This is a genomic window from Amycolatopsis taiwanensis DSM 45107 (assembly GCF_000519205.1).
Taxonomy (GTDB): domain Bacteria; phylum Actinomycetota; class Actinomycetes; order Mycobacteriales; family Pseudonocardiaceae; genus Amycolatopsis_E; species Amycolatopsis_E taiwanensis.
In genome coordinates, this window is record NZ_KI912602.1 from 203318 (window position 1) to 229982 (window position 26665).

Annotated in this window: 25 protein-coding genes, 1 tRNA gene and 2 pseudogenes; 16 read left to right on the forward strand and 12 right to left on the reverse strand. The window is 67.5% G+C overall.

Annotated features, from left to right (window positions below; translation table 11 throughout):
- Window positions 1-307: 307 nt before the first annotated feature.
- On the reverse strand, window positions 308-727 hold the full coding sequence (locus tag A3CU_RS0142475) for an MFS transporter (RefSeq protein WP_027947361.1): 420 nt from the start codon (window positions 725-727) through the stop codon (window positions 308-310).
- On the opposite strand from A3CU_RS0142475, the pseudogene A3CU_RS55935 reads away from it, so the two are divergent.
- Window positions 704-1009: pseudogene (locus A3CU_RS55935) on the forward strand (MmyB family transcriptional regulator); the annotation flags it as partial. The gene A3CU_RS0142475 and the pseudogene A3CU_RS55935 overlap by 24 nt on opposite strands.
- Window positions 1010-1132: 123 nt before the next feature.
- Here A3CU_RS55935 and A3CU_RS0142480 read toward each other — a convergent pair.
- The gene (locus A3CU_RS0142480; RefSeq protein ID WP_027947362.1) at window positions 1133-2317 is read right to left on the reverse strand and encodes an acetyl-CoA C-acetyltransferase; all 1185 of its coding nucleotides are present in this window, start codon (window positions 2315-2317) and stop codon (window positions 1133-1135) included.
- Window positions 2318-2433: 116 nt separating this feature from the next.
- Here A3CU_RS0142480 and mce point away from each other — a divergent pair, with 116 nt between their 5' ends.
- The 7 genes from mce to A3CU_RS0142515 all read left to right on the forward strand — a co-directional run bounded on the left by mce (window position 2434) and on the right by A3CU_RS0142515 (window position 8845).
- On the forward strand, window positions 2434-2871 hold the full coding sequence (gene mce, locus A3CU_RS0142485) for a methylmalonyl-CoA epimerase (protein ID WP_027947363.1): 438 nt from the start codon (window positions 2434-2436) through the stop codon (window positions 2869-2871).
- A gap of 180 nt (window positions 2872-3051) precedes the next feature.
- Entirely contained in the window at window positions 3052-4401 is a 1350-nt protein-coding gene (gene ccrA, locus A3CU_RS0142490) for a crotonyl-CoA carboxylase/reductase (RefSeq protein WP_027947364.1), read from the forward strand.
- 301 nt (window positions 4402-4702) lie between these two features.
- The gene (locus tag A3CU_RS49485; protein ID WP_052373171.1) at window positions 4703-5770 is read left to right on the forward strand and encodes a coiled-coil domain-containing protein; all 1068 of its coding nucleotides are present in this window, start codon (window positions 4703-4705) and stop codon (window positions 5768-5770) included.
- A 229-nt stretch (window positions 5771-5999) separates the two neighbouring features.
- Window positions 6000-7004, forward strand: a complete 1005-nt coding sequence (locus A3CU_RS0142500) for a hypothetical protein (RefSeq protein WP_027947365.1) — start codon at window positions 6000-6002, stop codon at window positions 7002-7004.
- 1 nt (window position 7005) lies between these two features.
- A complete protein-coding gene (locus A3CU_RS0142505; RefSeq protein ID WP_027947366.1) occupies window positions 7006-7635 on the forward strand; it encodes a hypothetical protein in 630 nt (209 codons plus the stop codon).
- A 79-nt stretch (window positions 7636-7714) separates the two neighbouring features.
- Window positions 7715-8401: an HD domain-containing protein gene (locus tag A3CU_RS0142510; protein WP_211246650.1), complete on the forward strand. Its 687-nt coding sequence runs from the start codon at window positions 7715-7717 to the stop codon at window positions 8399-8401.
- A 90-nt stretch (window positions 8402-8491) separates the two neighbouring features.
- Complete coding sequence (locus A3CU_RS0142515; protein ID WP_156960839.1) at window positions 8492-8845, forward strand: hypothetical protein; 354 nt, start codon at window positions 8492-8494, stop codon at window positions 8843-8845.
- A gap of 968 nt (window positions 8846-9813) precedes the next feature.
- On the opposite strand, the gene A3CU_RS0142520 is transcribed toward A3CU_RS0142515, so the two are convergent.
- Window positions 9814-11055 (reverse strand): aldehyde dehydrogenase family protein, encoded by a 1242-nt coding sequence (locus A3CU_RS0142520; RefSeq protein ID WP_027947369.1) that lies wholly within the window; start codon window positions 11053-11055, stop codon window positions 9814-9816.
- A 95-nt stretch (window positions 11056-11150) separates the two neighbouring features.
- The gene (locus tag A3CU_RS0142525) at window positions 11151-11873 is read right to left on the reverse strand and encodes a M50 family metallopeptidase (protein ID WP_084144244.1); all 723 of its coding nucleotides are present in this window, start codon (window positions 11871-11873) and stop codon (window positions 11151-11153) included.
- A gap of 143 nt (window positions 11874-12016) precedes the next feature.
- Between A3CU_RS0142525 and A3CU_RS55350 the strand changes: the two genes are divergently transcribed.
- From A3CU_RS55350 to A3CU_RS0142565, 8 genes and pseudogenes are all read left to right on the forward strand, one after another.
- Window positions 12017-12139 (forward strand): hypothetical protein, encoded by a 123-nt coding sequence (locus tag A3CU_RS55350; RefSeq protein WP_281174201.1) that lies wholly within the window; start codon window positions 12017-12019, stop codon window positions 12137-12139.
- 208 nt (window positions 12140-12347) lie between these two features.
- A pseudogene (locus A3CU_RS55030) lies at window positions 12348-12823 on the forward strand (alpha/beta hydrolase fold domain-containing protein).
- Window positions 12766-13020: an alpha/beta hydrolase fold domain-containing protein gene (locus A3CU_RS55355; protein WP_281174204.1), complete on the forward strand. Its 255-nt coding sequence runs from the start codon at window positions 12766-12768 to the stop codon at window positions 13018-13020. Before A3CU_RS55030 ends, A3CU_RS55355 begins: the two are co-directional and overlap by 58 nt.
- Window positions 13021-14413: 1393 nt before the next feature.
- Complete coding sequence (gene orn, locus A3CU_RS0142545; protein ID WP_027947373.1) at window positions 14414-15022, forward strand: oligoribonuclease; 609 nt, start codon at window positions 14414-14416, stop codon at window positions 15020-15022.
- 66 nt (window positions 15023-15088) lie between these two features.
- Window positions 15089-15164: transfer RNA gene (locus A3CU_RS0142550), tRNA-His, on the forward strand.
- A gap of 652 nt (window positions 15165-15816) precedes the next feature.
- Window positions 15817-16332, forward strand: coding sequence for a pentapeptide repeat-containing protein (locus A3CU_RS55510; protein WP_342668967.1), 516 nt, complete (start codon window positions 15817-15819; stop codon window positions 16330-16332).
- A 44-nt stretch (window positions 16333-16376) separates the two neighbouring features.
- Complete coding sequence (locus A3CU_RS49495) at window positions 16377-17153, forward strand: rhomboid family intramembrane serine protease (RefSeq protein ID WP_052373193.1); 777 nt, start codon at window positions 16377-16379, stop codon at window positions 17151-17153.
- 1041 nt (window positions 17154-18194) lie between these two features.
- Window positions 18195-19799, forward strand: a complete 1605-nt coding sequence (locus A3CU_RS0142565; RefSeq protein WP_084144245.1) for an acyl-CoA dehydrogenase family protein — start codon at window positions 18195-18197, stop codon at window positions 19797-19799.
- Between the two features lie 72 nt (window positions 19800-19871).
- On the opposite strand, the gene A3CU_RS0142570 is transcribed toward A3CU_RS0142565, so the two are convergent.
- The 8 genes from A3CU_RS0142570 to A3CU_RS0142605 form a co-directional block, all read right to left on the reverse strand.
- Window positions 19872-20432 carry a GAF domain-containing protein gene (locus A3CU_RS0142570; RefSeq protein ID WP_027947376.1) on the reverse strand — a complete coding sequence of 187 codons (561 nt, stop codon included), beginning with the start codon at window positions 20430-20432 and terminating at the stop codon, window positions 19872-19874.
- Between the two features lie 3 nt (window positions 20433-20435).
- Window positions 20436-21071 carry a GTP-binding protein gene (locus A3CU_RS49500; protein ID WP_052373173.1) on the reverse strand — a complete coding sequence of 212 codons (636 nt, stop codon included), beginning with the start codon at window positions 21069-21071 and terminating at the stop codon, window positions 20436-20438.
- Window positions 21052-21420: a DUF742 domain-containing protein gene (locus A3CU_RS0142580; protein WP_027947377.1), complete on the reverse strand. Its 369-nt coding sequence runs from the start codon at window positions 21418-21420 to the stop codon at window positions 21052-21054. Before A3CU_RS0142580 ends, A3CU_RS49500 begins: the two co-directional genes overlap by 20 nt.
- Before the next feature lie 2 nt (window positions 21421-21422).
- A complete protein-coding gene (locus A3CU_RS0142585; protein WP_027947378.1) occupies window positions 21423-21824 on the reverse strand; it encodes a roadblock/LC7 domain-containing protein in 402 nt (133 codons plus the stop codon).
- Window positions 21809-23437, reverse strand: coding sequence for a sensor histidine kinase (locus tag A3CU_RS49505; RefSeq protein ID WP_052373175.1), 1629 nt, complete (start codon window positions 23435-23437; stop codon window positions 21809-21811). The genes A3CU_RS0142585 and A3CU_RS49505 overlap by 16 nt, the downstream gene beginning before the upstream one ends.
- Before the next feature lie 838 nt (window positions 23438-24275).
- Window positions 24276-25766 carry a 3-hydroxyacyl-CoA dehydrogenase gene (locus A3CU_RS0142595; protein ID WP_027947379.1) on the reverse strand — a complete coding sequence of 497 codons (1491 nt, stop codon included), beginning with the start codon at window positions 25764-25766 and terminating at the stop codon, window positions 24276-24278.
- 106 nt (window positions 25767-25872) lie between these two features.
- Window positions 25873-26115 carry a hypothetical protein gene (locus A3CU_RS0142600; RefSeq protein ID WP_156960841.1) on the reverse strand — a complete coding sequence of 81 codons (243 nt, stop codon included), beginning with the start codon at window positions 26113-26115 and terminating at the stop codon, window positions 25873-25875.
- An 11-nt stretch (window positions 26116-26126) separates the two neighbouring features.
- Window positions 26127-26573: an MFS transporter gene (locus A3CU_RS0142605; protein ID WP_027947381.1), complete on the reverse strand. Its 447-nt coding sequence runs from the start codon at window positions 26571-26573 to the stop codon at window positions 26127-26129.
- Between the last annotated feature and the right edge of the window lie 92 nt (window positions 26574-26665).

Below are 26665 nucleotides of genomic sequence, written 5' to 3' on the forward strand. Positions count from 1 at the left end.
TCCTTCCCCCGCCTCCAGCACCCGTGCCCCCGCCCCAGCCGGGTGTGTCCCCGCCCCAGGCACGCGAGTTCCCGCTTCAGGCCGTCGTGTCCCCGGCTCAGACACACGAGTTCCCGGTTCAAGCCCGCGTGTCCCCGGCTCAGGCACGCGAATTGCCGGTTCAGGCATGCGTGTTCCGGGTTCAGGCGTGCGTGTCCCCGATTCAAGCCCGCGTGTCCCCGGCTCAGGCACGCGAATTGCCGGTTCAGGCATGCGTGTTCCGGGTTCAGGCGTGCGTGTCCCCGATTCGGGCACGCGTGTTCCGGGTTCAGGCCGCCGTGTCCCTGATGGTCTCGGCCGTCTGGCGACGGAGGAAGACCACGGCGAGCACGGCACCGGCGAGGCAGACGATTCCGGCAGTGAGCGTCGCCGCGTGCAGTCCACCGAGGGTGGCGAGCGCCGGACTTGTCGTCGTCGAAAGCGCGTTGGTGCGTGCGGTGACGATGGCCGCCAGGCCCGCGGTTCCGATGGCGCCGAGGAACTGCGGCAGCTGTGACAGACCGCCCGCGACGCCTTGTTCGTCGTCCCGCAGCCCGGACGTCATCGTGGTGATGAACGAGACCACGGTCAACACGTGCCCGAAGCCTATGACACCGGATGCCAGCAGCAGGAGTAGCAGACCGCCGTCCTCGGGCAGCAGAACCATCGCGCCGGTGCCGAGTCCCTGCATGGTCAGGCCGGCGGCCATGACCCTCACTGGCGTGGCAAGGCCCGCGACACGGTCGCCGACCTACGCATGACCGCCGCTCGCTACCCGGACGACCCCGAGCTGACCGAGCTCGTCGGTGAACTTACCTTGAACAGCAAGGAGTTCGCGTCATTGTGGGCGGCCCATCCCGTCCAGAAATGCATCCCACCCAGCCGCGCCTTCCACCATCCACTGGTGGGCGCCATGACGCTGAACAACGAGGTCATGGAGCTGGCTCAAGACGAGGGTCAGCGCATGGCGCTGTTCGCCGCCGCCCGGGCTCCTCCTCCGCGGCGGCGCTACGGCTCCTCGCGGACCTCAGCGCCGCACCGGCGCGAGACCGGACCCAAGTCCCGGCGTCCGACTGAAGAGCAGGCCGCGGACGCTCTGCCATGGGGCCCCGAACTAAGCGGGGACCCTAAGCAGGAGGGCGTCGCCCTGACCGCCGCCACCGCACAAGGCGGCGGCACCGAGACCGCCACCCCGTCGGCGCAGCTCGTGGATCAGGTGCACCGCGAGCCGCGCGCCGGACGCGCCGATCGGGTGGCCGAGCGCGATCGCGCCGCCGTTGACGTTGACCTTGTCCGGGGCGAGCCCGAGCTTCTCGGTGGACACCAGCCCGACCGCGGCGAAGGCTTCGTTGATCTCCACCAGGTCCAGCGCGCTCACGTCGAGCTTCGCCTTCGCCAGCGCCGCCTTGATCGCGTTCGACGGCTGCTCGTGCAGGCTCGCATCCGGACCGGCGACCACGCCGTGGGCGCCGATCTCCGCCAGCGGGGTGATGCCCAGCTCTTCGGCCTTGGCGCGGCTCGCCACGACGACCGCCGCCGCCCCGTCGGAGATCTGCGACGCCGACCCCGCGGTGATGGTGCCGTCCGCGGCGAACGCCGGCCGCAGCTTGGCCAGGCCCTCGACCGTGGTGTCCGCGCGGACGCCCTCGTCGGTGTCGAACATGACCGGGTCACCCTTGCGCTGCGGGACGGGCACTCCAACGATCTCTTCGGCGAACACGCCCGCCGCGATGGCGGCCGCGGCCCGCTGGTGGGACCGGGCGGAGAACTCGTCCTGCTGCTCGCGCGTCACGCCGTGGCGCGAGTTGTGCTTCTCGGTCGACGCCCCCATCGCCACCTGGTCGAAGGCGCAGAACAACCCGTCGTAGGCCATGTGGTCGACGAGCGCCGCATCACCGTATTTGAACCCGGCGCGCGACTTCGGCAGCAGGTGCGGAGCCTGCGTCATGGACTCCTGCCCGCCCGCGACCACCAGGTCGAACTCGCCAGCGCGGATCAGCTGGTCGGCGAGCGCGATCGCGTCCAGCCCGGACAGGCACACCTTGTTGACGGTGAGCGCGGGAACGGTCATCGGGACGCCCGCGGCCACCGCCGCCTGCCGGGCGGGGATCTGGCCGGCACCGGCGGTGAGCACCTGGCCCATGATCGTGTACTGCACGGCTTCGGGGGAAACACCCGCTCGTTCCAGCGCGGCCTTGATGGCGATGCCGCCCAGTTGCGCGCCGGAGAAGTCCTTCAGCGAACCGAGCAGACGTCCGATCGGGGTCCGAGCGGCACCCAGGATGACGGAACCGGACATGGCGACCCTCCAACCAGACGACAGCGCTGCATGTCGACCATACCCGGCATTACTCGCCGGTTCAGGTGTGAGACCGGTCATTACCGCGGTTACGGTTCGATGCTTATTCTCGGTTCATGCACGAGGCGCTGAAGCCGTTCATCACCACGATCGACCATGTCGGGGTCGCCGTCGCCGATCTCGACGAGGCGATCGACTTCTACGAACGGACCTTCGGCCTCGAGGTCAGCCATACCGAGGTCAACGACGAACAAGGCGTACACGAAGCCATGCTGCACGCGCCCGGTGACGAGTCGGGGCCGGCCATCCAACTGCTCGCGCCGCTGCGTCCGGACTCCACCATCGCGAAGTTCCTGGAGACCAGGGGCGCGGGGCTGCAGCAGCTGGCCTACCGCGTGACCGACATCGAGACGGCCTCCGCGGTGTTGCGGGAAAAGGGCCTTCGCCTGCTCTACGACCAGCCCAAGCGGGGCACCGCGAACAGCCGGGTCAACTTCGTTCACCCTAAGGACGCCGGCGGCGTCCTGGTCGAACTGGTCGAGCCGGCCAGCTGACGCCGAGCTCAGCCCTTCCGATGAGTCACGGACCGTGACTTGTTGATCGGCCGGCCGCTCAAGCAGCCCTGAGTCCAGAGCGAGAACATTTCGGACACTGGCTGGCGAAGGAGGTTACCCGCCAGTAATATCGGAGTTTTCCCGGAGTTTTCGATGGCCATCTCAGGGAAGGCCGGCGTCATGAGTCAACTCAAAGAGATCCAGGAAGCAATCGTCTCCGGCGACCTCGGCGCCATCGCCTCGATCGAGGTTCCCCAGTCCTACCGGGGCATGACCGTGCACGCCGACGAGGTCGCCATGTTCGAGGGCCTGTCCAGCCGCGACAAGGACCCGCGCCGGTCACTGCACCTCGATGAGGTCCCCACCCCCGAGCTCGGCCCCGGCGAGGCGCTGGTCGCGGTGATGGCGTCGGCGATCAACTACAACACCGTCTGGACCTCGATCTTCGAGCCGCTGCCGACGTTCAAGTTCCTGCGCCGCTACGGCAAGCTGTCGCCGCTGGCCAAGCGGCACGACCTGCCCTACCACGTGGTGGGCTCCGACGCGGCCGGGGTCGTGCTGCGCACCGGGCCCGGCGTGCACAGCTGGAAACCCGGTGACGAGGTGGTCGCGCACTGCCTCAACGTCGAGCTCGAAGCCCCGGACGGCCACAACGACACGATGCTCGACACCGAGCAGCGGATCTGGGGATTCGAGACCAACTTCGGCGGGCTCGCCGAGATCGCGCTGGTCAAGGCGAACCAGCTGATGCCAAAGCCGGCCCACCTGACCTGGGAAGAGGCGGCCTGCCCCGGACTGGTCAACTCGACGGCCTACCGGCAGCTCGTCTCCCGCAACGGCGCCGACATGAAGCAGGGCGACATCGTGCTGATCTGGGGCGCTTCCGGCGGTCTCGGCTCCTACGCCACGCAGTACGCGCTGAACGGCGGCGCGATACCGGTGTGCGTCGTGTCCAGCCCGCGGAAGGCCGAGCTGTGCCGGAAGCTCGGCGCCGAACTGGTGATCGACCGCTCCGCGGAAACGGGTGAGGGCTACCGGTTCTGGTCCGGCGAGCACACGCAGGATCCCGGCGAATGGCAGCGTTTCGGCGCCAAAATTCGCGAACTGACCGGCGGCGAGGATCCGGACATCGTGTTCGAGCACCCCGGTCGCGAAACATTCGGCGCTTCCGTCTACGCCGCGCGGCGCGGTGGCACGATCGTCACCTGCGCTTCCACATCGGGTTATCTACACCAATTCGACAACCGGTACCTCTGGATGAATCTCAAGCGCATCATCGGCTCGCACTTCGCCAACTACCGGGAATCGTGGGAGGCCAACCGGTTGATCGCGAAAGGGTTGATCCACCCGACCCTGTCCAGGATCTATCCCCTGGAGGAAACCGGACAGGCGGCGTTGGACGTGCATCACAACCGCCACCAGGGCAAGGTCGGCGTGTTGTGCCTGGCGCCCGAAGAGGGCCTCGGTGTCCGCGATGAACGGTTACGCGCACGGCACCTCGACCGGATCAACGCCTTCCGGGGGGCGTAAGCAGCAGCTTTACGCGAGCCGTGGCAGTACTACCACGCGCGCCCCTCTTGTCCCGCTATCGGGGCAGCGGAGCGCCTCGGTCGAGGGCGTGACTCGATCTCGGATGGAGCGCCCCGTCGACACGATCGCGGTCGCGCGCGAACTCGCGTAGAAACTGGCGTAGCGGCTTGGCGTCAAGATCGTGATCTCGCGCGCAAAAACTTGCGATGGAACTGGTATGGCGCAATTGCCTGCCCGCCGTTCGGTGTAGACCTCGGGGCCGGACCACACGAGGATCGAAACACTCTCTAGGCTCGTATGCATGAGCCTTGGCGACGAACGGGAACTGGTACCGCTGGGAGCCGGCTTCGATCTGGCGAAGCGCGGTTATGACCGGCACCAGGTCGACGAGCACCTGGAACGCCTCGACGGTGATCTGAAGATGCTGGCCGCCGACCGCGACGCCGCCATCACGCAGGCGGGCGACCTCGCCCGGCAACTCGAGCAGGCGCGCGGCGAGATCGACAACCTGCGCGGCCAGGTGGAGCGCCTTGGCCAGCCACCGACGACCGTCGAAGGCCTGTCCGAGCGCCTCCAGCGCATGCTTCGCCTGGCCCAGGAGGAGGCCGCGGACACGAAGGCCCGCGCGGAGGCCGAGGCCGGGCACATCCGGGCGAAGGCCGAAGCCGACGCGAGCGCGATGCGGGCCCGCTACGAGCAGCTCCTGTCCGAACTCGACACCCGGCGCAAGGAGATGGAAGCCGAGCACCGCGAGGTGCTGGCGAAGGCGCGCGCGGAAGCCGAAGGGATCCTCGACAAGGCCAAGGCGGAACGCGACCGGCTTGACACGGACGCCGAGCAGCGCCGGGCACAGGTCGAGGAGGACTTCGAGATCGCCATGGCCGCGCGCCGGAACGAGGCGATGCGCGCGCTGGCCGAGCAGGAGGCGACCAGCAAGGCCGAGGCCGAACGCCGGGTCCGCGAGGCCACCGAGGAGGCGGCCGCGATCCGTGCCAAGGTCGCCGCCGAGGAGAAGGCAGCCAAGGACGACATCGCCCGGCGGCGGCGCGAGTCCGTCGAGGATGCCAACCGCCGCCGGCAGGAATCCATCACCGAGGCGAACGCGCGCCTGGCCGAGGCGTCCGACGAGGCGAACCGGCGGGTCCGCGAGGCCACCGAGGAGTCCACCAAGCGGATCAACCAGGCCGCCGAGAAGGTGGAGGCGCTGCGCGAGCTGCGGGCCGGCATCGCCAAGCAGGTCAAGGCGGCCCGTGCGGTACTCAGCGAGGCCCACGAGGTCCTCGGCGAACCCGAGCCCCAGGCGCCCGAGGCCACGGAGGGGGCGAGCGCCGGCACGGACGGCCCCACGGCCAAGGCGGCCGGCGAGTAGGGCCGGGCTCCCACCCCGCCGGGCCACCTACCTGCTTCAGCCGGGCCAAGGAGTGTCCGCGGCTGCGGCCGTCTGCGGCATGGCGCGCTGACCAGGAGCGATGAGCCAGAGAGATCGCCCGTTCTTCCTATTTTGCGCGGGCAGGCGCAGGCGTAGGGTAACCGTGCGCGCGCGGACCAGTACCTGTTGAAGTGCTCATCGCCCAGGCCAGTGGCAAGGAGATGGGGTCATGTCCGCGGAGGCACGCCCACCGCGTCACAACCCGCTACAGGAGATCTTCTGGACGCGAACCGGACTCCTGCTGCTGGTTCTCGTCGTGCTCTCGGGTGTATGCCTGACCATCTCGGGCGCGATGCCGCTCGGCATGGGACGAAACCTGGTCAACGCCGCCGGTACCGGCACGTTGGTGTCGGCGATCGTCGGCTTCGGCCAGACGCTGATCACCGCGACCGCCGCCCAGCGCGCGCTGGTTTCACCCGTGATCGAGGAAAGCCGGCGAACGTTGCGCGAACTGGCCGCCGAATACCGCTCGATGAACAAGGAGTTCTTTCCCACGCACGTCTTCGAGGCGACCGTCCAGCCGGACCCCGCGCTCAACCGCCTGATGATGCGGGATCTCCACGCCACCCGGCAGTACTTCTTCCGCGGGTTTTCCGCCCGTTACGCCGCCGCGCGACTGCTGCTTTCGCAGGCGGAATGGGAACTTCGGGTGATCATCGCCGATCCGCGCGACGCCACCACGCTCAGCGGGCGCGCCCGATACCTGTTGCGCCACGAGGGCGCGGCCGCCGATGCCGACCGGATCCAGCGCGAACTTTCCCACGAGGTGTCGATGGGGTTGATCGGGTTGTACCTGGCGCGCAGCCGGTCCACCCGGATCGACGTGACGGTGATCGCCGATCCGCCACTGGACCGGCTCGAAATGTTCGACGACAGCGTCTGGATCCACCTCTACAGCGACGTCAGCAGCGTGAGCACGTTGTACCCGCGCACCTTGCGGTTCTCCGAGGGCTCGTTCCTCTACAACATGGAACGCGTGGAATTCCTGCGCGTGTGCCAGTCCCGTTCGGCCCGCCATTTCCAACTGGCCCCGGACACCACTCGGCAGGAGTTCATGGCGCTGTACCAGAAGGTCACCGGGCGCCCGCTGACCGAGGAAGCGTTCCGTGAACTGGAAACCGAGTTCCACGTCTTCCAGCACAATTTCTCGATCGCCGCATCCCTGGAGAACTGAAATGCTCACCGAAACGTCCTCATTGAGCGGCTTGATCGTGTCGCTCCGCGAACTCGACCGGCCGCTCATGGCCCACTGGGCCGCGGTGCACGAGACGTTCCTGCACTGGGTCGAACGACCCGACTTCCGGACGCACCTGCGGAACTACGTGCTCGGCCTGCCCGCCGCCGAGGTGGCCGGCCGGGCGCGGGAGACGACCACGCACTTCGCCTGGTGCCTGCTCGACGATCCGAGCGCGGACTTTTCCCTCTGGCTGCACGAATACAAACCGCAACGCGACTGGCGGCTCGGCTACGCGGATTCCGTGCACAACCACCGCTATCACTTCTCCAGCACGATGGTGCACGGCAGCTATCTCCAGGAACACTACGACGCGACGGTGGACCCCGAGTCGGGATTGATCACCTCGGTCGCGGTGCGCAGCTGCGCCCGGTGCACCACCGGTTCGTCGGGGACGATGCTGGCGGCCGACTTCCACCGCATCGTGAGTGCCGAGGACGACACGATGACCTTCCTGGTGAAATCACGCCCGGTAACCGCTTCGAGCCTCTCCTACGATATCGAAAGTGGGGTCGCGCACCGTCACGTGCCCGTTGAGAACCGATTGGGGGGATTGTCGGCCCGGATCTGACTCCTTCGGCCGGAATCAGGACGTTTCGGCGGTTACGATCAACCCACCCGACTAGGACCAGCCGGGATGGGAGAGATCGATGCACGCCCAAAACATCGTCGCCGCGCGCGCGCTTTCAGAAACGATCATCACAACACTGGAAAAGAACGTCCACAAACTGTGCCTGCGCTATGCCGAACGGCTGCCCTTCCACGGGTGGCATCACGTCTGTTTCGTCCGTGCCAAGGCGGCCGATTTCGCCCGCCTCAACGGCGCCAACGTCCACGTCGTGGAAGCCTCCGCACTCGTGCACGACGTCAACTACCTGATCCGGCGAAATTCCCCCGCCGCGGCCGGGCGTGACCTGCGCCTGGACCTGTTGCTGGAGTCCGGTGTCCCGTCGGAGACCGCCGAGTGGATCGACCGGATCGTGGACGAGGCCGAGATGGCCACCCGTGGACCGGACATCTCGCTGGAGGCGCAGGCCCTCAGCGACGCGGACACCCTGTTCAAGGCCCTGCCGATCACGCCAGTGATGCTGGCGCACCGCTACCTCGCGGAGAACGACATCACCCTGCGGGAACTGGCCAACAAGATCGTCGGTGAGCAACGCGGCGTGCACGATGGCGGGTACTACTTCTACAACCCGGCAGCCGCGGAAACCTACTCCCGCTGGGCACTGGCCAACCTGGAACTGTGGCAGTGCATCCGCGAGGCCGTCGACGACCCCGCCGTGGAAGACCTGCTCGACGCCATCGGCGTCCAAGAGCTCGACTCGACCGGTTAGGTCGGGCAGCCACACGGCACGCCACGGACGCCATAAAATCGGCATATCGTGCACTACAAGATAATTGACACATAATGAGCTGACGAGATGATGAACAATAGTCGCGACCAGAATATCTCACCCAATCCGGCCGCGGACCCGACACGGCAATGGCACGATGAGCCCGGTGAAACCGAGTCCTGGTTCAACGCCTACTGCATCGTGACACACCTGCCGCCACAGGACTTGCGACTGGTGGAAACGCTCGTGGCCGACGGAGAACACTCCGTTGGCGAGGAGGTCGCCGAGACGATGAAAAAATGCAACACATGGGCGCGCGCCCTGGGGCACATTCCCCCCATCGTCGTTTCCGGTGAACACTGGGTCTTCGCACCGGGGGCACGGGAACTCTTTCGGCGGGCCATCGCCGAGCGGAATCGACAACGAGCCAAACGGGCCGAATAAGCAGGATACTGATTTTCTGCCGCCTGCGCGAATCGTGAACGCGGCTGACGCGCAGGACGTCTTCGATGCCCCCGCCGTCACCGGGGCGTAGATCGGCCGTTTCCACGAGCCGACCGGCAGCATTGTTTCAAAGACCCACCTTGGCGGGGCGCCAAACGGCAACTTAGGGACGAAGGTCCCAAGCGGACAGGGGCGTATGTCGGTTACGTCAGGGACGCATGCGAGGTTGTGCCCCAACGCAGGCGACACCTAGGCTCGACCAGGTCAGCTTTCCAGCAAATTTCTACCTTCCCGAGCTTGAACTTTCCCAAAGTTAACCGGAAAGGAGGTTGCTGAAATATGCAGCACATATGGAGAAAGTCGACGGGAAACAAGATATTCGCGGGAATCTTCGCTATATTGGCGTCCTTGCTCGTCACGCCGCTGTCGGCGCCGACAGCGGCGGCTCAAGGCGTGTCGGAATGGTGCTCGACGGAGCAGATGGTCGGCACGGTCAAGTCGGTTGTATGCGTCGCTGTCGACACGTCACTGCCCGATACAGCAAATCGAGCGTACGTCCGGGCGGCTTACCAAAACCTGGACACGGTCCCTCACCGGGTCAGTGTCAGCAAGAGCGGCATAGTCCAGGGACAATATTTCCCCGCAGGGCAATGCATAGGTGTTCTCCTTCAGCCGAACCAGGCCCTCCGGTGCCCGGGCGATACCCTTTTCAGGGCGTCCCCCAGTGGGGCCTCGATTCAGGGAGCGGGAAATTTCCAGGTTGATGGCACCGGACGCACCATCATGACACCTGTCGAAAGTATACCGTGATACGGAAGGAGCCAAGGCTTTCCGACATCACGTTCGACTCGGTCGAACAAGAAGCCCCGGTCACGAAACCCTGGTGACCGGGGCTTCCCTACGAAGACGCAGAACGCCGGCGTAGTTCCCGGATAACCGTCCTGGAACTCCGATTCGTGTTTCCCGGGTCAGTCGCGGTCGGGCAGGACGGCGTACTGGCGGATGTAGAGGTCGGTGTAGGTGACCGGGCCACGGGGGCCGGGGACCTTGTCCAGGTTGATCCCGGTCTCGGGCACCGCGAGCAGCTTGAAGCCGTCCAGCAGGCGGGTCGGCGCGTTCCAGAACACGCCGGTGCCGGTGTAGCCGTCGAAGAACGCCTCCGCCGCCTTGGCATCCTCGGTGGCGATGCCCGCGGCGAGACCGGAAGTCTGCTCGTTGGCGATGCGCACCGCTTCCTCGATTCCGCTCACGGGCGCCACGGTCACGGTGGCCTCGCGCTCGGAGTCCAGCGCCCACTCGTAGCCGATCGCGTGCTGGTGCGGCGGCAACGACGGCGTGACGGAACGCTCCGCGAGGGCCTCGGAGATCACCGGCCACAACCGGTCGTGCACCGCTGAATGGATCAGCAGCAGGTTCAGCCGGTTGCACACGCCGAGCCGGTCCAGGCTGTTGGTGACCAGCGAGCGCACGACCTCGGCGTCGGCGGACTCGTCCACATACAGCACTCCGCCGCCATCGGCGTGGGCCAGGGTGCGGACGCCGTGGGTCGCGGCCTCGGTCGCCAGCGAACGGGTGCTGTCCCCGCTCCCGCGCAGGATCACCAGCGGCACCAGCTCCGGCAGCCGCACCAGTGCGGCCGCGGCCTCGCGCTCGACCCGGGGCACGAGCTGGATCGCGCCGGCGTCGATCCGGGCGTCGGCCAGCGCGGGCGCGATCACGGTGTCGAGCAGCCGCTGTGCCGAGCCGAGCGCGGCCGAACCGGTGCGCAGCACCCCGGCGTTGCGGGACTTCACCAGCTGGGAGGCCACGTCCACGGTGACATTGGGCCGGGCCTCGTAGTTCGCGCCGATCACCCCGACCGGCCGCCGCCGCTCGACCAGCCGCAGCCCGCCATCCAGAGTGGACAGTGGGATCGCGCGTTGCGGGTGCGGCGCACCGGCCAGCAGCCGCAACTGCTCGGCCATCCCGGTCAGTCGCTCACCGGTGATGGTCAGCCGGTCCAGCAGACCCGCGCTCATGCCCTCCGCGCGTGCCCGCTCGACGTCGGCGCGGTTCGCGTCCAGCACCGCTTCCCGCCCGTCGAGCAGGCGTTCCGCCATCGCGCTCAGCGCGCCGTCGACGGCCTCGTCGGGCGCGGCGGCCAACGACGGCGCCGCTCGCTTCGCCGCTCGCGCGCATTCCTCGACCGCCTTGGCCACCTCGTCGGACACCGCTGTTCCCTTCTGCTCCCCCGCGACCCACGCGAGGACGGACGACTTGCCACGGCCTGGAGATCCGTGAGTGTCCAGTGTGCCTCACCCGCAGGTCAGGGCTGCAGCGCGGGCTCCAGCAGCCAGGCGCCGCCGACCACCAGGCAGCTCAGGCCGATCACCACCATGATCAGCACCCACAGAGCCGCCGGCAGCCCGGTCAACCGCGCCAGCTGGTCCGCGTCGGAGTCCCGGGCGAAACCGCGGCGGCGCTTGGACTGCAGTTCGATCAACGGCCGGATCCCGCTGAACAACAGGAACCAGGTGATCAGGTAGACGAACCACGCCTGCACCTCGGGACCGGCCACCAGCGCGACGAGCGCGAGTCCGGCCGCGGTGAGCACCACGGAGAGCACACCGTACGCGTTGCGCACCATCACGAGAACGCCCAGCAGCAGCAACGCGGCGATGACGAGCAGCGCCGTGACGCGGTTGGCGGCGACCAGACTCGCGAAGCCCAGCCCGAGCACGGCCGGGGCCGGGTATCCACACAGCGCCGTCATGGCCATCCCCGGCCCGGTCGGCTTGCCTCGCGACAACGTGACACCCGAGGTGTCGGAATGCAGCTGAATCCCCTGGAGTCGTCTACCCACCAGCACGGCGACCAACGCGTGCCCGGCCTCGTGCACGATCGTCACGATGTTGCGCGCCAGCCGCCACGGCGCTGAAGACAGCACCAGTACCAGTGCGAGCCCGCCGGTGACCAGCGGTACCACTGCCGTGGGGTTCGGCTGCGCGCCGAACAGACCCGTCAAACCTGCGGTGTCGGCGAAAGTCACGCGCGAATCTCACCATATTGCTTGTCTGCGTCCTGTTATCCGTCACGAAGGCATAGCCGACCATAGGTCTGACCTAAAAATAGATCGAATATATTTTTAGGTTTGACCTAAGCTTGCTGGGTGATCGAACGAAAGGAGTCCGGGTGAACCTGCGCATCACGCCAGCATCGAGGTCCCGCCGGGGGCGTGAGCAGGGCGGAAAGCCGATCCGGCCCAACCCTCGTCCCGTACTGCCCCGGCAGGTGCCCGGCAAGCAGAGCCGCTGACCCCAGCGAAGACGACCAGGAGAACCGTGTGCGGATTTCCGCCACCGCCGACGACACCGCCGCCGTCCTGGCGCAGATCCACGCCCTGGCCAAGCACGTGCCAGAGTTGCCCGACGACGCGGACCTCGCGCCCGTACTTCCCAGCACGGGCGGGGTCCGTGGGCAGTGGGTGAATGCCTCCGGGTGCTCGGCGAGGGAGACGGGCGTCGTGCTGTATGCCCATGGCGGGGGTTTCGCGGACACCGAACCCCGGGCAGAGCGGCTCATTGCCTACCGGTTGTCCACCGCGACGGGGCGGCCCGTGTTCGCGGTGGACTACCGGCTCGTCCCTACCCGGCGGCGATGAACGATGTGGTGGCCGCCTACCGGAGCCTGCTCGATCAGGGCACGCCGGCGTCCCGGGTGCTGCTGTTCGGTGAGTCGGCGGGAGCCACGCTCGTCCTGCCGGCCCTGCTGACGCTCAAGGAGAGCGGGGATCGGATGCCGGTGGGGGGCGGTCGGGGTGTCCCCGTTGACCGATCTGACGCTGTCCAGCCCGTCGTTGACCACCAAGGACGGGCTGGACATGATCAATCGCGTCGCACCGGAGAAGGTCACCGCCCGCTATCTGGAGGGCGAGGCCGGATCTGGCACGCCAGTCACCGCTGCACGGCGACCTCAGCGGCCCGCCCGCCCTGCTGCTGATGGCCGGCTCCGCCGAGGTGCTGCTCGACGACGCCCGGCGCTTCGCCGCAGCGGCCACCGTGACGGGAACCGACGTCACCCTCGACATCTACGACGGCATGCCCCACACCTTCCACCTGGCGATGCTGTCCGGTATGCCCCTGACCACAACAGCCACGTTTCTCCGGCGCCTGGCGGACTGGACACCGCGCCGATGAACCTGCGCATCACTCCCGGCGAGCCCTGAGGTGCACGCACCCCTACCCCGACGACGACCCGAGCGTCCCGGCAGGCACGAACTCGGCCTGAGTGGACCTGGCCGGGGATCACACGATTCGGTGGTCATGAGTTCCTTCCCTGCTCGTGACGTGGGGGTCACCATGCCCGCGGTTCATGCCGCCGTGGGGTGCATTTCCTCGCGCCTCTTCGCACCCTGGATAGCCCCGCAACTCACCCGTCCCTGCCCGGTCGGCCCCGGCGATCTCGTCCTCGATCTCGGTGCCGGTCAGGGCGCCATCACCGCTTCCGTGGCCGCCACCGGGGCACGGGGTCATCGCCGCGGAGTTCCTCGACCGACTCCCTCGCCGGTTCGACGGACACCGCGACGTCCGGGTGGTACACGCCGGCTTCCACGCGTTCCCCTTGTCCCGGAAGGAATTCACGGTCACCGCCAGCGTTCCCAAGGAATTCACGGTCACCGCCAGCATTCCCTACTCGCTTTCAACGCTCCTGTTCCGACGGCTGTGCGGCTCAGAGCGGACCGCGCCGGCCGGGGCCGCGGTGATCGTCGAATGGGGTTCGCCAGGCCTCCCCGTGCGATCCCGCACCGCCTCGAAGCGGCGTGGTGGGCGGCCCGGTTCGACGTCCGGTTGCGCTCGCGGGTGCCCGCCCCGTGTTTTCGCCGCCCCCATGAGTCGATTCCGCGCACCTCACCATCAAGCGGCAGGACCTCGACCGCATCGCCGAAAGTACATTGTGGATGATCGTGAGCGCGGCCCACCGGCGGCCGGACCTGTCCGCCAAGGCGGCGTTAAGGGAGCGTGTGGGCTTGCCCCCAGCCGGGGGTGTTGGGGAACCCCCACAAGGCAGAGCGTCTGGGCGCGGAACGCCAGGAAACAAGGGCCGCAACCCGCGCCCTGAGTTGCGGGCTGCGGGAATCGACGCGGCGCACGCGGCCGGCACCGCGCCTCCGGCCGCGTGGGCGGCCCTGGCCCGCAGCCTCCTTTAGCACCGGACCGGCGCGAGTCCCACACTCCCGTAACGCGAGTCCCACACTCCCGTAACGCGAGTCCCACACTCCCGTAACGCGAGTCCCACACTCCCGTAACGCGTGTCCCACTGTCCGGTAGACGGGAATGTAGAACTCGCACGACGGGAACGCGGGACTCGCCAAACGGGAAGGTGAGACGCGAACGACCGGAACGAGGGACACGCACAACGGGAACGGGGAACTCGCACGACGGGAAGGTGGGACTCGCACGACGGGAAGGTGGGACTCGCGAGACGGGAAGGTGGGACTCGCGCGACGGGGATGGGCGACTCGCGGGCTTTCCGGTTTCCGCAACCGGACGTCGACAAACCGTCGGGGGCTCTGCGCGCTAGGGTTTTCCGGTGACCGACCATCTTGTCTGGATCGACTGCGAAATGACGGGGCTCGACCTCGCCAAGGACGCCCTCATCGAAATCGCCGTCCTCGTGACCGACGCCGACCTCAACATCCTCGGCGACGGCCTCGACCTCGTCATCCACGCCGACGACGACGTGCTCGCCACCATGCCCGACGTGGTCCGCGACATGCACGCCCGGTCCGGACTCACCGAGGAAGTCCGCCGCTCGGACATCACCCTCCAGGAAGCCGAACGGCAAGTCCTCGACTACGTGCGCCAACACATACCCGAGCCGGGCAGCGCCCCCCTCGCCGGCAACTCCATCGCCACCGACCGCGGCTTCATCGCCCGCGACATGCCCGCCCTCGACGCGCACCTGCACTACCGCATGGTCGACGTCTCCTCCGTCAAGGAACTCGTCCGGCGCTGGTACCCGCGCGCCTACTACGCCAAGCCCGAGAAGGGCCTCGCCCACCGCGCACTCGCCGACATCAAGGAGTCCATCAGCGAACTCGACTACTACCGCCGTACCACCTTCGTCCCCCAGCCCGGACCCACCAGCGAGGCAGCCCGCGCGGCCGCGGCCGAAGTGCGATCACGCCACGGTGCATAACCCCTTTCCGGTCCCCGCGAACGACGCGCTACGATATGCGAGCCGAGGTCGACCAGACCTCGCACGGTGGGTGTAGCTCAGTCGGTAGAGCACCTGGTTGTGGTCCAGGATGTCGCGGGTTCGAATCCCGTCACTCACCCCACGGCGAGCCCTGTTCGCGCCTGTTGGGGGCTTCCCGATTGGTGGGGTTCGTCCTTGTGTTGGGGGGCCGAGCCCCCCAAACCCCCCGCGGTGCGAGCTCCTCACCTTGGCGGGCGCTGGTGGCGTTGGGTGGGGACCAGCGTGAGGTGACATGCTGCGGGAAGCCCCTCTAGCCGGCGCTGGTCGCGTTGGGCGGGGACCAGCATGAGTTGAGATACTGCGGGAGCCCCTCTGGTTGGCGCTGGCGGGGTGGAGTGGGACCAGCATGAGGTGACATGCTGCGGGAGCCTCTGGCCGGTGTTGTGGGCATACTCGTGTGTGGTGACGTGGAGTGGCCAGCTAGCGCGGGTGGGCGCAGGTGCATGATCGAAGGGGTGCTTGTGAGGGCATTGCGGGGGGCGTGTGGGGAGTGCGTGGGGTTGTGTTGTGTGGGGCCGGGGTTTGTGAAGTCGGCGGACTTTCCGATCAACAAGGCGGCGGGAGAGCCTTGCCGGCATCTGCGGGATGACTTTCGGTGTGGGATCCATGACCAACTCCGCCCCCGCGGGTTCGTGGGGTGCACGGTTTACGACTGCTTCGGGGCGGGACAGCGGGTTTCGCAGGAGATGTTTCCGGGGCGGGACTGGCGTGAGGGGCCGGATACTGCCCAAGCGATGTTCGCGGTGTTCAACGTCGTTCGCGAGCTTCACGAGTTGCTCTGGTATCTCCGTGAGGCGGTCGAGTTGGAAGCGGGGCGCGGCTTGCGGGCGGAACTCCTCGCCGCCCGCGAGAAGACCGAACGGCTCGCCGACTCCGACGCCGAGACCCTGCGCGGGCTGGACGTGACGCCACACTGGCAGGAAACCAACGCCCTACTGATCCGCGTCAGCGAAGCGGTACGCGGCAAAGGCCGCAACCTCCGCGGCGCCGACCTCATGGGCAAGCACTTCCGAGGCGCCGACCTGCGGCGGGCCAACCTGCGCGGCGCGTACCTGATCGGTGCCGACCTGCGCGGCGCCGACCTCGGCCTGGCCGACCTCATCGGCGCCGACCTGCGCGGTGCCGATCTCCGCGGCGCCGACCTCGGCACCGCCCTCTTCGTCACCCAACCGCAGCTCGACGCCGCCAAGGGCGACTCGTCCACCACACTGTCCCGTTGGCTGACCCCACCCGCCCACTGGGCCGCCTGACCACGAAACCGCCGGGTTGACGCTTACGGGGTTACCGTGTGGAAGTGATCCCCGTCCACGATGTGAACCCGCTACGCCGCACACCGTGGGTCACCTACGCGCTGATCGCGGCGAACGTCGTCGTCTTCCTGTCGATGCCGAGCGCCGCGCGCACCCTGGCCGGGCAAACCAACCTCGCCGAGCTCTGCCAGCTCCAGGCGTTCGTCGAACGATGGGGCGCGGTACCCGTCGAACTGCTGCGCGACCAGGTGCCGGCGCTCGTCCCCACCGGAGGCACCGGCGTCGGCCCGCAGGGCCCGGGCTGCCTCATCGGGCCGCCCGCCTACCACAAGTCGCCCCCGCTGTCCGTGCTGACCTCGATGTTCCTGCACAGCAGCTGGGCCCACCTGCTCGGCAACATGCTGTTCCTGGCGATCTTCGGCAACAACGTCGAAGACCGGCTCGGGCGGATCCGCTTCCTGCTGTTCTACCTCGTCTGCGGCTACGCGGCGGCCTACGGCTTCGCGCTGACCAGCCCTGGCGCCACCGAGCCGCTGATCGGCGCCTCCGGCGCCATCGCGGGCGTGCTCGGCGCCTACATCGTGATCTACCCGAAAGCGCGGGTCTGGGGGCTCATCCCCATCCTGTTCTTCATCCCGCTGCGCGTGCCCGCCTGGCTCATGCTCGGCATGTGGTTCATCCTCCAGGCGTTCTACGCCACCGGCTACGGCACCGCGGCGGCGGGCTCGGTCGCCTACGCCGCGCACGTGATCGGCTTCGTGCTCGGGGCGCTGCTCGGCTTCACCGCGCGCCGCCGCCGGCCACATCCCCGAACCTTCTGATCACACCGCACGTTGTAACAGAGGAGATCACTCGGCGGCCACGCGGGAAGCGGTGCCGAGATGGGCCGCTCTACGGCGCGAGCAAGGAGCACTCGCATCCCTGGTCGTCTCCCAACCGTCTCCCGGACGGCTGGCCGCAACTTGACACAGTCAACGTGATCGACGCCATAGTGGAAGATCCTGAAGCCGCTTGCGCGCCTTTCACCACCCCTCACATCGGACTGAGCCCAGGCCGCGGAAAGTACCCGGATGACCCCGCTCAGCGACCGTGGAAGACCGTGATCGACCTCGTCACCAGCACCAGCAGGCCTCGCGGCGGCGCGGGCAGGGACGGCCCGGCATCATCTTGACCCGGTGTATCCGGGCCGATCTTCGGCCCGATCTCCAGCGAGCAGAATCGGCGTCGCCGGCCCCGGCGCCCGGACTTCCGCGAGCTTCAACGTATTCAAGATCATCGAGTGGTGGTATCCCGCGGACGTTTGTGTCAACATGGTCAACGGTCATCACCCGGTGCGCCAGGAGGCCGGACGGCGATTGGTCATATGGGAGACACATTGGACGTCGCAGCACGAACCGGTGGGGAACGGTCCAACTCTGTCCATTATGGACCTACCTGGTCAATTTCGCGACCAGGCCGGACCAAGGTGACCATCGACCGCGGCCGCGGCCGGACGGGCTTGATCACCTGACGAAAACCGTAATCATCGACGGTTGTCGCACGCCAGCGGCGCGATGAGGCCATCCAATACGGGTCTCCGGTTTTGGCCTGCCCAAAATCCCCCACTTCGGCAACGGCCGCCAGAACTCCCATGGTTTACCGGAAAGCACGGCCGGGCCTGCCTGGCGACCATCACCAGAAGCAAGGGCGAATGAACGAGAAGGACGGCTTAGTGCAGGATCTCACGTCGACACCCCGCAAGCACCCTCATTCTGGTAGGACCGTTGAATTCATCGACCGTTGAAAGATTTGCCGCCCTGCTGAGGCTCAGGAGCTCGCGGAGCGGCGAGACCACCGAACAGGACCCAGCCGGGAGGAATGGAATGGGCGCGGAAGCCGCTGGACAGGTTCTTGCCCCGCCGAAAGCAACGAACGGCGTGCCCGAGCTGGCCCCGGCGTCGGATTCGGCGGCACGGATGCTGCGCTTTCTGCGTCAGTACGCGCGAGAGTTCCTGAACACGCGGTTGATGGACGAGCGTCGCGCGTTGCCGCCCGCGCTGGTGTCAGACTTCGCCGAGGCGGGCTTGTTCGGCATGGTAGTGCCCAAGCAGTACCAGGGCCAGGAATTGTCGAGCGTCGACATGACCCGGGTGTTCATACAGCTTGGGGCCATCGACGCCAACCTCGCAATATTGTGCGCGGTGCACAACACGTTGGGCACCCTGCCGATCGCGCTCTTCGCGAATGACGAGGTCAAGCGCAACGTGGTGCCACGCGCCGCCAGAGGCCAGATACTGACCACGAGCGCGATCAGTGAAGCCGGCATCGGTACCCACGTCAGGGGACTCACCACCCACGCGACGAAGCACGCGGACGGCAGCTACACGATCAACGGCAGCAAAAAATGGATCTCCTTGGGCGGAGACGCGCGGTATGTGAATGTATTCGCGAAAGTTCAAGACGAACGTGGCAAGGCTCTGGGCATCACGGCTTTGCTGGTCGACAACCGCACTCCTGGCTTCAACATCGGCCCGGAAATGCTGACCCTGGGCCTGCGCGCGGTCCCTCAGTACGACCTCACCTTCACCGACCTGCGGGTGCCCCCGTCAGCGCTGCTGGGGGTCGAGGGAGAGGGATTCTCCGTGTGCAAGGCGGCATTCATGGCCGGCCGAGTAGTGCTCGCCGCTACCTCGATGGGCGCGGCGATGCGCTCCTTGGAGGTGGCCCAGCGGTTCGCCACGCGGCGTGAGGTCGCCACCGGCCGGTTGTCCGAGAATGGCCGGATCCGGCAGATATTCGCCGACGCCGGGGCCGCGATCCAGGCGATAGAGACCTTGGTTTTCCGTATCGGGACGTGGCGTGACGCCGGCCAGGTCGTCCCCGACGCCTGGTATTTCTGCGCGAAGATATTGGGCTGCGAACTCGCTTGGCGGACCGTGGACACGGCCCTCCAGATGCTGGCCGCTCGGGGCTTTCTCGACACCAACATCGTCGGCCAGCATTTCCGCGATTATCGTTTGTTCCGAATCTTCGAAGGCTCCACGGAGGCGATCACGGTCTACCTGGGAGCCATAATGGCCAGAAACCCCGAGGCGTTCGCCGCGATGGTCTACGAGCGAACCTCGGCTCCACAGGTGCTCGACCTCGTCGACCAGGTCACGCAGATCATGGCCAAACGCGCCGGTGACACCGCCGGGCGGCACGTCCACGCCGCTGTCGTCGGAGAACTCGTTTGCTGGACCTTGATGGCCGCGGTGACCAGCGGCATCGCCAACAACTCCGCGATGCACGCTTACACGGCCTCGTGGGTTGAACGCCAATTGCGTGACCGTCTGCGTAGCGCACACCAGGACCTCTACATAGGTGATTTGCCTACAACAGAGGAGTTCGCCGACCATATCGCGGGCTACCGCGGGATGATCGGTGACATCGACCAGAAGCGCTGGCCTGGTGAGGAGTGGCGAGTCGACCCGCTACTACGCCGGTGAAGACAAGGCGGTGCCCCGGGCAATAGAACAGGACTGCCCGGGGCACCGCCCCATACTGGGTTGAAAGCGCTTTCACTGCTCGCGTCGATTGATCAGTTCCATCAGTTCGGCGGCCAGTGTCTTGATCGTGGACAGGCCGGGGCGGCCCCACGGGCGAGGTTCGGCGTCGACGACGCACACCGTGCCCAGGGTCGTGCCGGTCCGGTCGATCAGCGGAGCGCCCATGTAGGACCGGACACCCATTTGGTCGACGAACGGATTACCCGCGAACCGCGGGTAATCGCAGACGTCGTCGAGCACCAGAGCCTTGCGACGGACCACAACGTGCGGGCAGAAACCGTACTCCGGAGTCCACTCCCGGGAAAGTTCCGGCTGCACGGCCGCCTGCAGTGCCGCCGAAGTCTGCGAACTGGTGGGCGTGTAGAGCCCGCTGAGGTACTGTCCGCGGTCACCGACGAAGTTGACCATCGCATACGGCGTCTTGGTGATCTGTGCGACTTTGGCGGCGAACTCGTCGAACTCCTGAACCGGCTGATGACCGTCCAGGCCGAGCGCGCGCAGCCGGGTCATTCGCTGGGCCAGTTCGGTGTCGACCGGGGCCGTCAGCAGGCGGTCGTCCATTGGTTCGGTCATCGGCTAGCTCCAGATTCTGTCGGCGCGAGCAGCGGAGGTGGGGTTTTGCACGTGCTGAAGAGCGTTCTGCGAGGTGGCGGCCAGGAAAACGTGTTCGACGAGTTTGACCAGCGTAGTGCTCGCGGAACGGGTTACGCGAGCGTCGCATCTGAGCATGGGCACATGGGGCTTGAGCGCCAACGCCGACCGCAGATCCCGCTCGGGATAGCGGTAAGCGCTGTCGAATTCGTTAACGGCGACCAGGAACTTGATGTCACGGCGCTCGAAGAACTCGATTGCGCTGAAACAGTCCTCGAGTCGTCTGGTGTCGGCGAGCACCACCGCTCCGAGCGCGCCCCGGGACAGTTCGTCCCACATGAACCAGAACCGGTTCTGCCCGGGCGTGCCGAACAGGTACAGAATCATGTTCTGCTCGGCGAAGGTGATCCGCCCGAAGTCCATCGCGACGGTGGTGGTGGTCTTACCCTCGACACCGACGGTGCTGTCGGTGCCGATGCTTGCCGTGGTGAGGGTTTCCTCCGTGGTGAGCGGTTCGATCTCGCTCACCGAGCGGACGAACGTCGTCTTACCCACACCGAACCCGCCCGCGATGAGAATCTTGAACTGGACGGGAAAGAAGTCAGAGCTTTCGGAGAGCATCGACCAAAGCCTTCAGTTGGGTGGGGTCGGGCGGATCGAACATGGCGGGGAACCGCGCGGTGACCGCCCCGGATTCGATGAGATCGGACAGCACGACCTTGGCGACCATCACGGGCTGCCGCAGGTGTGCCGCGATCTCGGCGACGGACGTCGGCGCGCGGCACAGGCGCAGGGCTTGGGCGTGCTCCAGCCCGAGCCGCTCGGGCGCGACCCTGCCCTGGCCCGTGGCGCGTACCAACGACATCATGTCCAGCTGAGTGCTGGGCTTGGTGCGCCCGCCGGTGACGGTGTAGGGACGTTCCCACAGTTCGTCACCGGACTCGAAGTGCTCTTCCTCGGGCGGTGTCATGCCTAGCGGTTTCCGTTGGCAGAGCTAAAACGGCTCGGCGTCGCCAGGTAAGCCGGAATCTGGGTGCTGAGCCGTCCCATTTCGTAGCTGAGAATTCCGGCGTCGACCTCTCTGCCGGCCAGCACGGCCAGCACCGTGCCGACACTGGCCGCCGTGACGAACAGGATGACCTCGCCGAGTTCGGCGACGACCTGGCGAACGCCGTCGCCACCGCCGAACCGGGTTCCCACTCCTTGTGCCAGTGAGCACAGACCGCTGGCCATGGCGGCCAGCTGGTCGGCGCCATCGGTGTCCATGCCGTGCCACGACTTCGCGATCCCGTCCGCCGACAGCAAAACTGCGCTGCGCGTGTGGGGAACGGACTCCGCCAGACGGCGTAGCAGCCAGGTCAGGTCGTCGGCCATGATGCCTCGGATTCTCCCTCGGTAGTTCGATGCTGCTTGAGCGACTGGTTACTTTCGGTGTTCTGCGCTTCCCGCGCCCGGTCAAAACCCTGCTGGACGACGGCCATCAGGTTGGTGTTGTGGCCCGGCAACGGCTTGGTCGGCGCCGACGGCGCCTGGAGCAGTTCCGGCCGTAGGTGGGAACCACGGCGCTGGGGCAGTGGCGGCAGTGCCTCCGCCGGTGGGTTGGCCCGCCCGAGTTCGCCGGTTGTGGAATCACCAGCCGTCGAGCCACCGGGCGTCCGCACCGGCAGCGCAGCCTGCGGCGCGGCGGACGGGTACCCGGGGTGGGCGTCCGTCTGGGGGCTGGACGGCTCCTGCCATGCGTTGAACGGCGTGGATGCCGGTGGCACGTTCGGTGCACCGGTGATGGCGGCCACGGACGCCGCCGGGGTGGCCTGCTGCGGGTCCCAGCCACCGGGTTGCGGCGCCGCCGGACGCGGGGCCGCTTGGCGCTGCTGAAGTTGGTGCTGCGGCGCCGACTCCGCCCGCTGCGACAGTGGCTCCAGTCGGTGTTGCGGTTCGTGCTGCGGCAGCTGCTCGGGTCGCTGCTGCTGCGGCAGCACGCTCGGCTGTTCCCGCGTGGTCTCCTGTGCGGGCTCGCTGATCAGGGTGTGCGGCAACACGACCGCCGCGTCGATGCCGCCGAAGATATTGGTCTGCAACTGCACGCGGATGTCGTGCCGCCGCGCGAGTTCCTTGACCACGGCCATGCCGATCCGCCCGTCGGAGAGCAGGTCGGCCAGGTCGATGGTGGCCGTGCCTTCCAGCAGCAGGTTGATCCGCTGCAAATCATCGCGCGTCATGCCCAGACCACGGTCCTGGATCTCGACGGCGAGACCGGCCGTGACCTTGTGCACGCGCAAGACGACCTTCGCGGCGTCCGGCGCGGTGAACGTGGTGGCGTTCTCCAGCAGTTCGGCGAGCAGGTGGATGATCTCGGCGACGGCATGCCCCCGCAGGCTGATGCCTTCGACCGGGACGATCGAAACCTGCTTGTAGTGCTCGATTTCCGCGACGGCCGAGCGCAGCACGGCGTAGATGCTCACCGGCTGGTTCGACCGGCGCTGCGGGCTGCCGCCGCCCAGCACGGCGAGGTTCTCGGCCTGCCGGCGAACGCGAGTGGCGAGGTGGTCGATCTCGTACAGACCACGGAGCAGATCCGGGTCCTCGATCTCGCGCTCGAGGCCGTCGACCCGCTGGATCGCCCGGTTGACCAGCGACTGCAGGCGGCGGGCCAGTTTGCCGAACACCTCCCGGCGCTGCTCGGGGTCACTGTCGAACGTCGACTGGTCAACGGGTTCGGCCGGCCCGGGAGCACTGGGGGTGCCAGGGGCACTAGGGGCACTAGGGGCGCTGACGTAGCGGACCGGGGCGGCGCTGGAGAACCCCTCCGCATGCGTGCGGACCGCGGACGTGATCGTGGTCGCGGCGATCAGAACCGCCGCGATGCAGAACACCGCGACGCCGGCACCAATCAGCACAGCCCAGGATGCGTACGCCGCGGCGGCGACGATGCCACCGACCGCGAGTAGTGCCACCACCGCCATGGTGATGACGACGATGCGCAGCACCTGACTCCTCAGGCGTTGTGCGACGGCTGCGTTGTGCGCGGGTGCAGGCTCGGACGCCGCTGGTGACTGCCACGGCGAGGGCGCTTCAGGCAGATCGGGCATAGGTCCTTCCCAGCCGGTATGAACAACACGGTGCAGACGGGATGCCACTAACACGCAGCAACACCGCGAGCCCGATGTTGGAAACGATCTTGGCGCCCAGGATGCTACCCCAACCACGCCGGGAATTTTCAGGGCCATATGCCAAAGAACTTCCCGCGGTTGTGGTTCGGACCCCCAACTCCCGCCCCGGCATTGCGCGCCGGACGGACCGAAATAGCGCATGAACTGCACAAACTCCGACGAACCCTGATCAGTCGTTGGATGAATTTCATTCACCTTCGATGATCGCGCGAGCGCGATGGACGTCCGGTCGCGGTAGCCGGGTCCGATATGTGAGACGATGACTACAGTAGTGACTACCCCCGGACACATACGGTAGTCGCGGTGGCCTTCATCCCGAGGACTCCCCTCCCCGGCGGCTCGGCGCGCCGAGCCGCCGGGGATGCGTCGTTCGCCACAGCGCAAGTAATTCGCGTGCTAAAGAAAACAACGCGGTCCGGGCGGTTTTCGTCGATATAACGACGATCGCGTCGCCGGCCGGAAAATCAACTTCGCCGGATCTCGTCCGCCGATTCGTCCCGTCCGGCCGAAATCAATGGCGGGTTCGCCGAATCCGCCACCCGTGTCCCCGCTTCAGGCGCCCGAGTTCCCGCTTGCAGCCCCCGAGTTCCCGCTCCAGGCACGCGTGGCCCCGACTCCAGCGCCCGAGTTCCCGGCTCAGGCGCCCGAGTTCCCGTTACAGGTCGGCGGGGGACGTGCCGGAGGCGGTCAGCGGCAGGCCGAGTTGCGCGCGCTCGGTGAGCCAGCGGGTCGGCCGGTAGCGCGGGTCGCCGGTGGTGGCGTGCAGGGCGCGTTGCAGTTCGAGCATGCGGTCGACGCCGATCTTCTCGCCCCACGCGAGCGGGCCGACCGGGTAGCCGAGACCGGTGGTGACGCCGAGATCGATGTCGGCGGGCGCGGCGATGCCCTGCTCCGCGATCGAAGCCGCCACGGAAACGATCGAGGCGACCAGCCGCTGCGCGACCGAGCCTGCGGTGTCGCGTGCGATCGAAACGCTCTTGCCACCACGCGCAAGGAGTGCGGCGGCGTCGCGGGCCGCCGCCGGGTCGGCCGCCGGGGTCACCGCGAGCACGCGGCGTTCGGTGGCCAGGGAAAGCGGGTCCACGCCGAACGTGCGGGCCGCCGGCAGCCCACGCTCGGCCACCGCGGACGCCACGGTCGTGCCCCAGGTGGGCACGAGCACCACGGCCCGTTCCGACGGAGCGGGCTCCACCACGGCGCCCGCCTCCGTCAGTGCCGCGTGCACCGCCGCGTCGTCCGTCCACACCGGACGGTCGGTGTCGCCCTTCACCGGCTGTTCCACGGGTGACGGCGCGTCCGGCTGGTAGCTGAACCAGCCCCGCCCGGTCTTGCGACCGTGCAGCCCGGCCGCCACCCGGTTCGGCGTGAGGTAGGACGCGCGCAGCCGGTCGGAGTAGCGGAAACCCTGCCAGATCGACTCGATCACGGTGGAGGTCACGTCCAAGCCGGTCAGGTCCATCAGTTCGAACGGCCCCATACGCAGGCCGAGCACGTCCCGGGCGATCCGGTCGATGACGGCCGGTGACGCGACGTCCTCCTCCAACACCGCCAGCGCCTCGTTGATCAGCCCGCGCCCGGCGTGGTTGATGAGGAACCCAGGTGTGTCAGCGACAACCACCGCGCGGTGCCCGGTCTCGCGCACCAGGCTGATGAGCGTCTCGACCAGCTCGGGCCGGGTCGCGGCGCCCGGGATCACCTCCACGATCTTCATCAGTGGCGCCGGGTTGAAAAAGTGCATTCCGGCCAGGCGGGACGGGTCGGCGAGGGTGGCACCGACCTGGGTGACGGGCAGGGAGGAGGTGTTCGTCGCGAAGATCGTGTGCGCGGGCAGGACGCGCTCCAGCGCGCGGAACAGCTCAGCCTTGGTGTCGAGGTCTTCGCGCACCGCCTCGACGACCAGGTCGACACCATCGCCCGGCTCGTCCGGCCGGTCCAGCGGCACCAGCCGGGACAGGATCGCCGCGGCCTCTTCGGTCGTGATGCGCCCCTTCTCGGCGGCACGCTCGATCATCGACCGGACGAACCCGACGGCCTCGCCGACCGACTCGGGCCGGGCATCGGCCAGCTCGACCACGTGACCGGCGGTCGCCGCCCACTGCGCGATGCCACGCCCCATCACCCCGGTGCCGACAATCCTGATCCGCATCACGACCACCTTCCTCAAGCGCGAACCCGTGCCCCGACCGCCATCCTCGCTTACCGGGCGCGGTCGTGTGCGGGGTGGGTGAGCCCGGCCACCCACCGCTGGCGGGCTACTCCTCGGGCCAGGCGACGCTGAGGTGCTGGATCTTGGTGAACTCGAAGCCGCCGATGTTGCCGATGGAATTGACCAGTGCGAGCGCTACGGCGCCCCTGGCACCGGGGAAGTGCTGCGACGGGAAGCTGTACAGCAGGGGTACCGCGCCCTGGATGCACGCGCCGAGGCACAAGCCGGTGAATGCGATAGCGGCGTTGCCGGTGAGGCTCGCGATGAGCATCCCTACCGCGCAAATCACGAGGATGACCGTCAGGAGGACGGCGCGGCCTCCGCGCCGCGAGGTGTAGCGCGAGACGCCCAGCAGCGCTGGGGTGGCCACGACCACGGGATCGCCGAAAGCAGGCCGGACGCGACGCTGCCGGTATGCAGCTTCAGTTTGATGATCTGCGGTAGCCAGTATGTGACCGAGTAGAAGCCGAGCATCATCAGGGCGTAGACCAAGCAGTAGTACCAGACTTGCGGGTTGCGCAGGATGGCCAGGACGGCCCGCAATCCGTGGTCACTCGACTCGGCGCTGCGGTCCTGGTCGCGCTCGATCGCCGCGGCCAGCACGCGTTTCTCGTTCGCGTCGAGCCACTTCGCCTTAGCGGGGGAGGTCGGCATCAACACGAACGAAGCCACGCCGATGGCGCCGGCGAGACCACCTTCGATGAGGAAGACCCACTGCCAGCCCGAGACGTACCTCTGGCCGGCCATGTCCGAGCTGGCGCGAAACGGCCGCCACTGACCCAACCCTGAACGGCCCCGGGTCCGATGGAGGCCATCGTGCGAGTGAGGGCATCACGATC

Coding starts and splice junctions, on each gene's coding strand:
- A3CU_RS0142500 (WP_027947365.1), top strand. CDS start 6,000: ATGTCCGCGGAGGCACGCCCACCGCGTCACAACCCGCTACAGGAGATC.
- A3CU_RS0142510 (WP_211246650.1), top strand. CDS start 7,715: ATGCACGCCCAAAACATCGTCGCCGCGCGCGCGCTTTCAGAAACGATC.
- A3CU_RS0142480 (WP_027947362.1), bottom strand. CDS start 2,317: ATGTCCGGTTCCGTCATCCTGGGTGCCGCTCGGACCCCGATCGGACGT.
- A3CU_RS0142505 (WP_027947366.1), top strand. CDS start 7,006: ATGCTCACCGAAACGTCCTCATTGAGCGGCTTGATCGTGTCGCTCCGC.
- A3CU_RS0142515 (WP_156960839.1), top strand. CDS start 8,492: ATGAACAATAGTCGCGACCAGAATATCTCACCCAATCCGGCCGCGGAC.
- A3CU_RS0142580 (WP_027947377.1), bottom strand. CDS start 21,420: ATGACACCGCCCGAGGAAGAGCACTTCGAGTCCGGTGACGAACTGTGG.
- A3CU_RS55510 (WP_342668967.1), top strand. CDS start 15,817: ATGTTCGCGGTGTTCAACGTCGTTCGCGAGCTTCACGAGTTGCTCTGG.
- A3CU_RS0142605 (WP_027947381.1), bottom strand. CDS start 26,573: ATGGCCGGCCAGAGGTACGTCTCGGGCTGGCAGTGGGTCTTCCTCATC.
- A3CU_RS0142595 (WP_027947379.1), bottom strand. CDS start 25,766: ATGCGGATCAGGATTGTCGGCACCGGGGTGATGGGGCGTGGCATCGCG.
- A3CU_RS0142585 (WP_027947378.1), bottom strand. CDS start 21,824: ATGGCCGACGACCTGACCTGGCTGCTACGCCGTCTGGCGGAGTCCGTT.
- A3CU_RS49485 (WP_052373171.1), top strand. CDS start 4,703: ATGAGCCTTGGCGACGAACGGGAACTGGTACCGCTGGGAGCCGGCTTC.
- A3CU_RS0142565 (WP_084144245.1), top strand. CDS start 18,195: ATGGGCGCGGAAGCCGCTGGACAGGTTCTTGCCCCGCCGAAAGCAACG.
- ccrA (WP_027947364.1), top strand. CDS start 3,052: ATGAGTCAACTCAAAGAGATCCAGGAAGCAATCGTCTCCGGCGACCTC.
- A3CU_RS0142570 (WP_027947376.1), bottom strand. CDS start 20,432: ATGACCGAACCAATGGACGACCGCCTGCTGACGGCCCCGGTCGACACC.
- A3CU_RS0142475 (WP_027947361.1), bottom strand. CDS start 727: ATGGCCGCCGGCCTGACCATGCAGGGACTCGGCACCGGCGCGATGGTT.
- A3CU_RS49500 (WP_052373173.1), bottom strand. CDS start 21,071: ATGCTCTCCGAAAGCTCTGACTTCTTTCCCGTCCAGTTCAAGATTCTC.
- mce (WP_027947363.1), top strand. CDS start 2,434: ATGCACGAGGCGCTGAAGCCGTTCATCACCACGATCGACCATGTCGGG.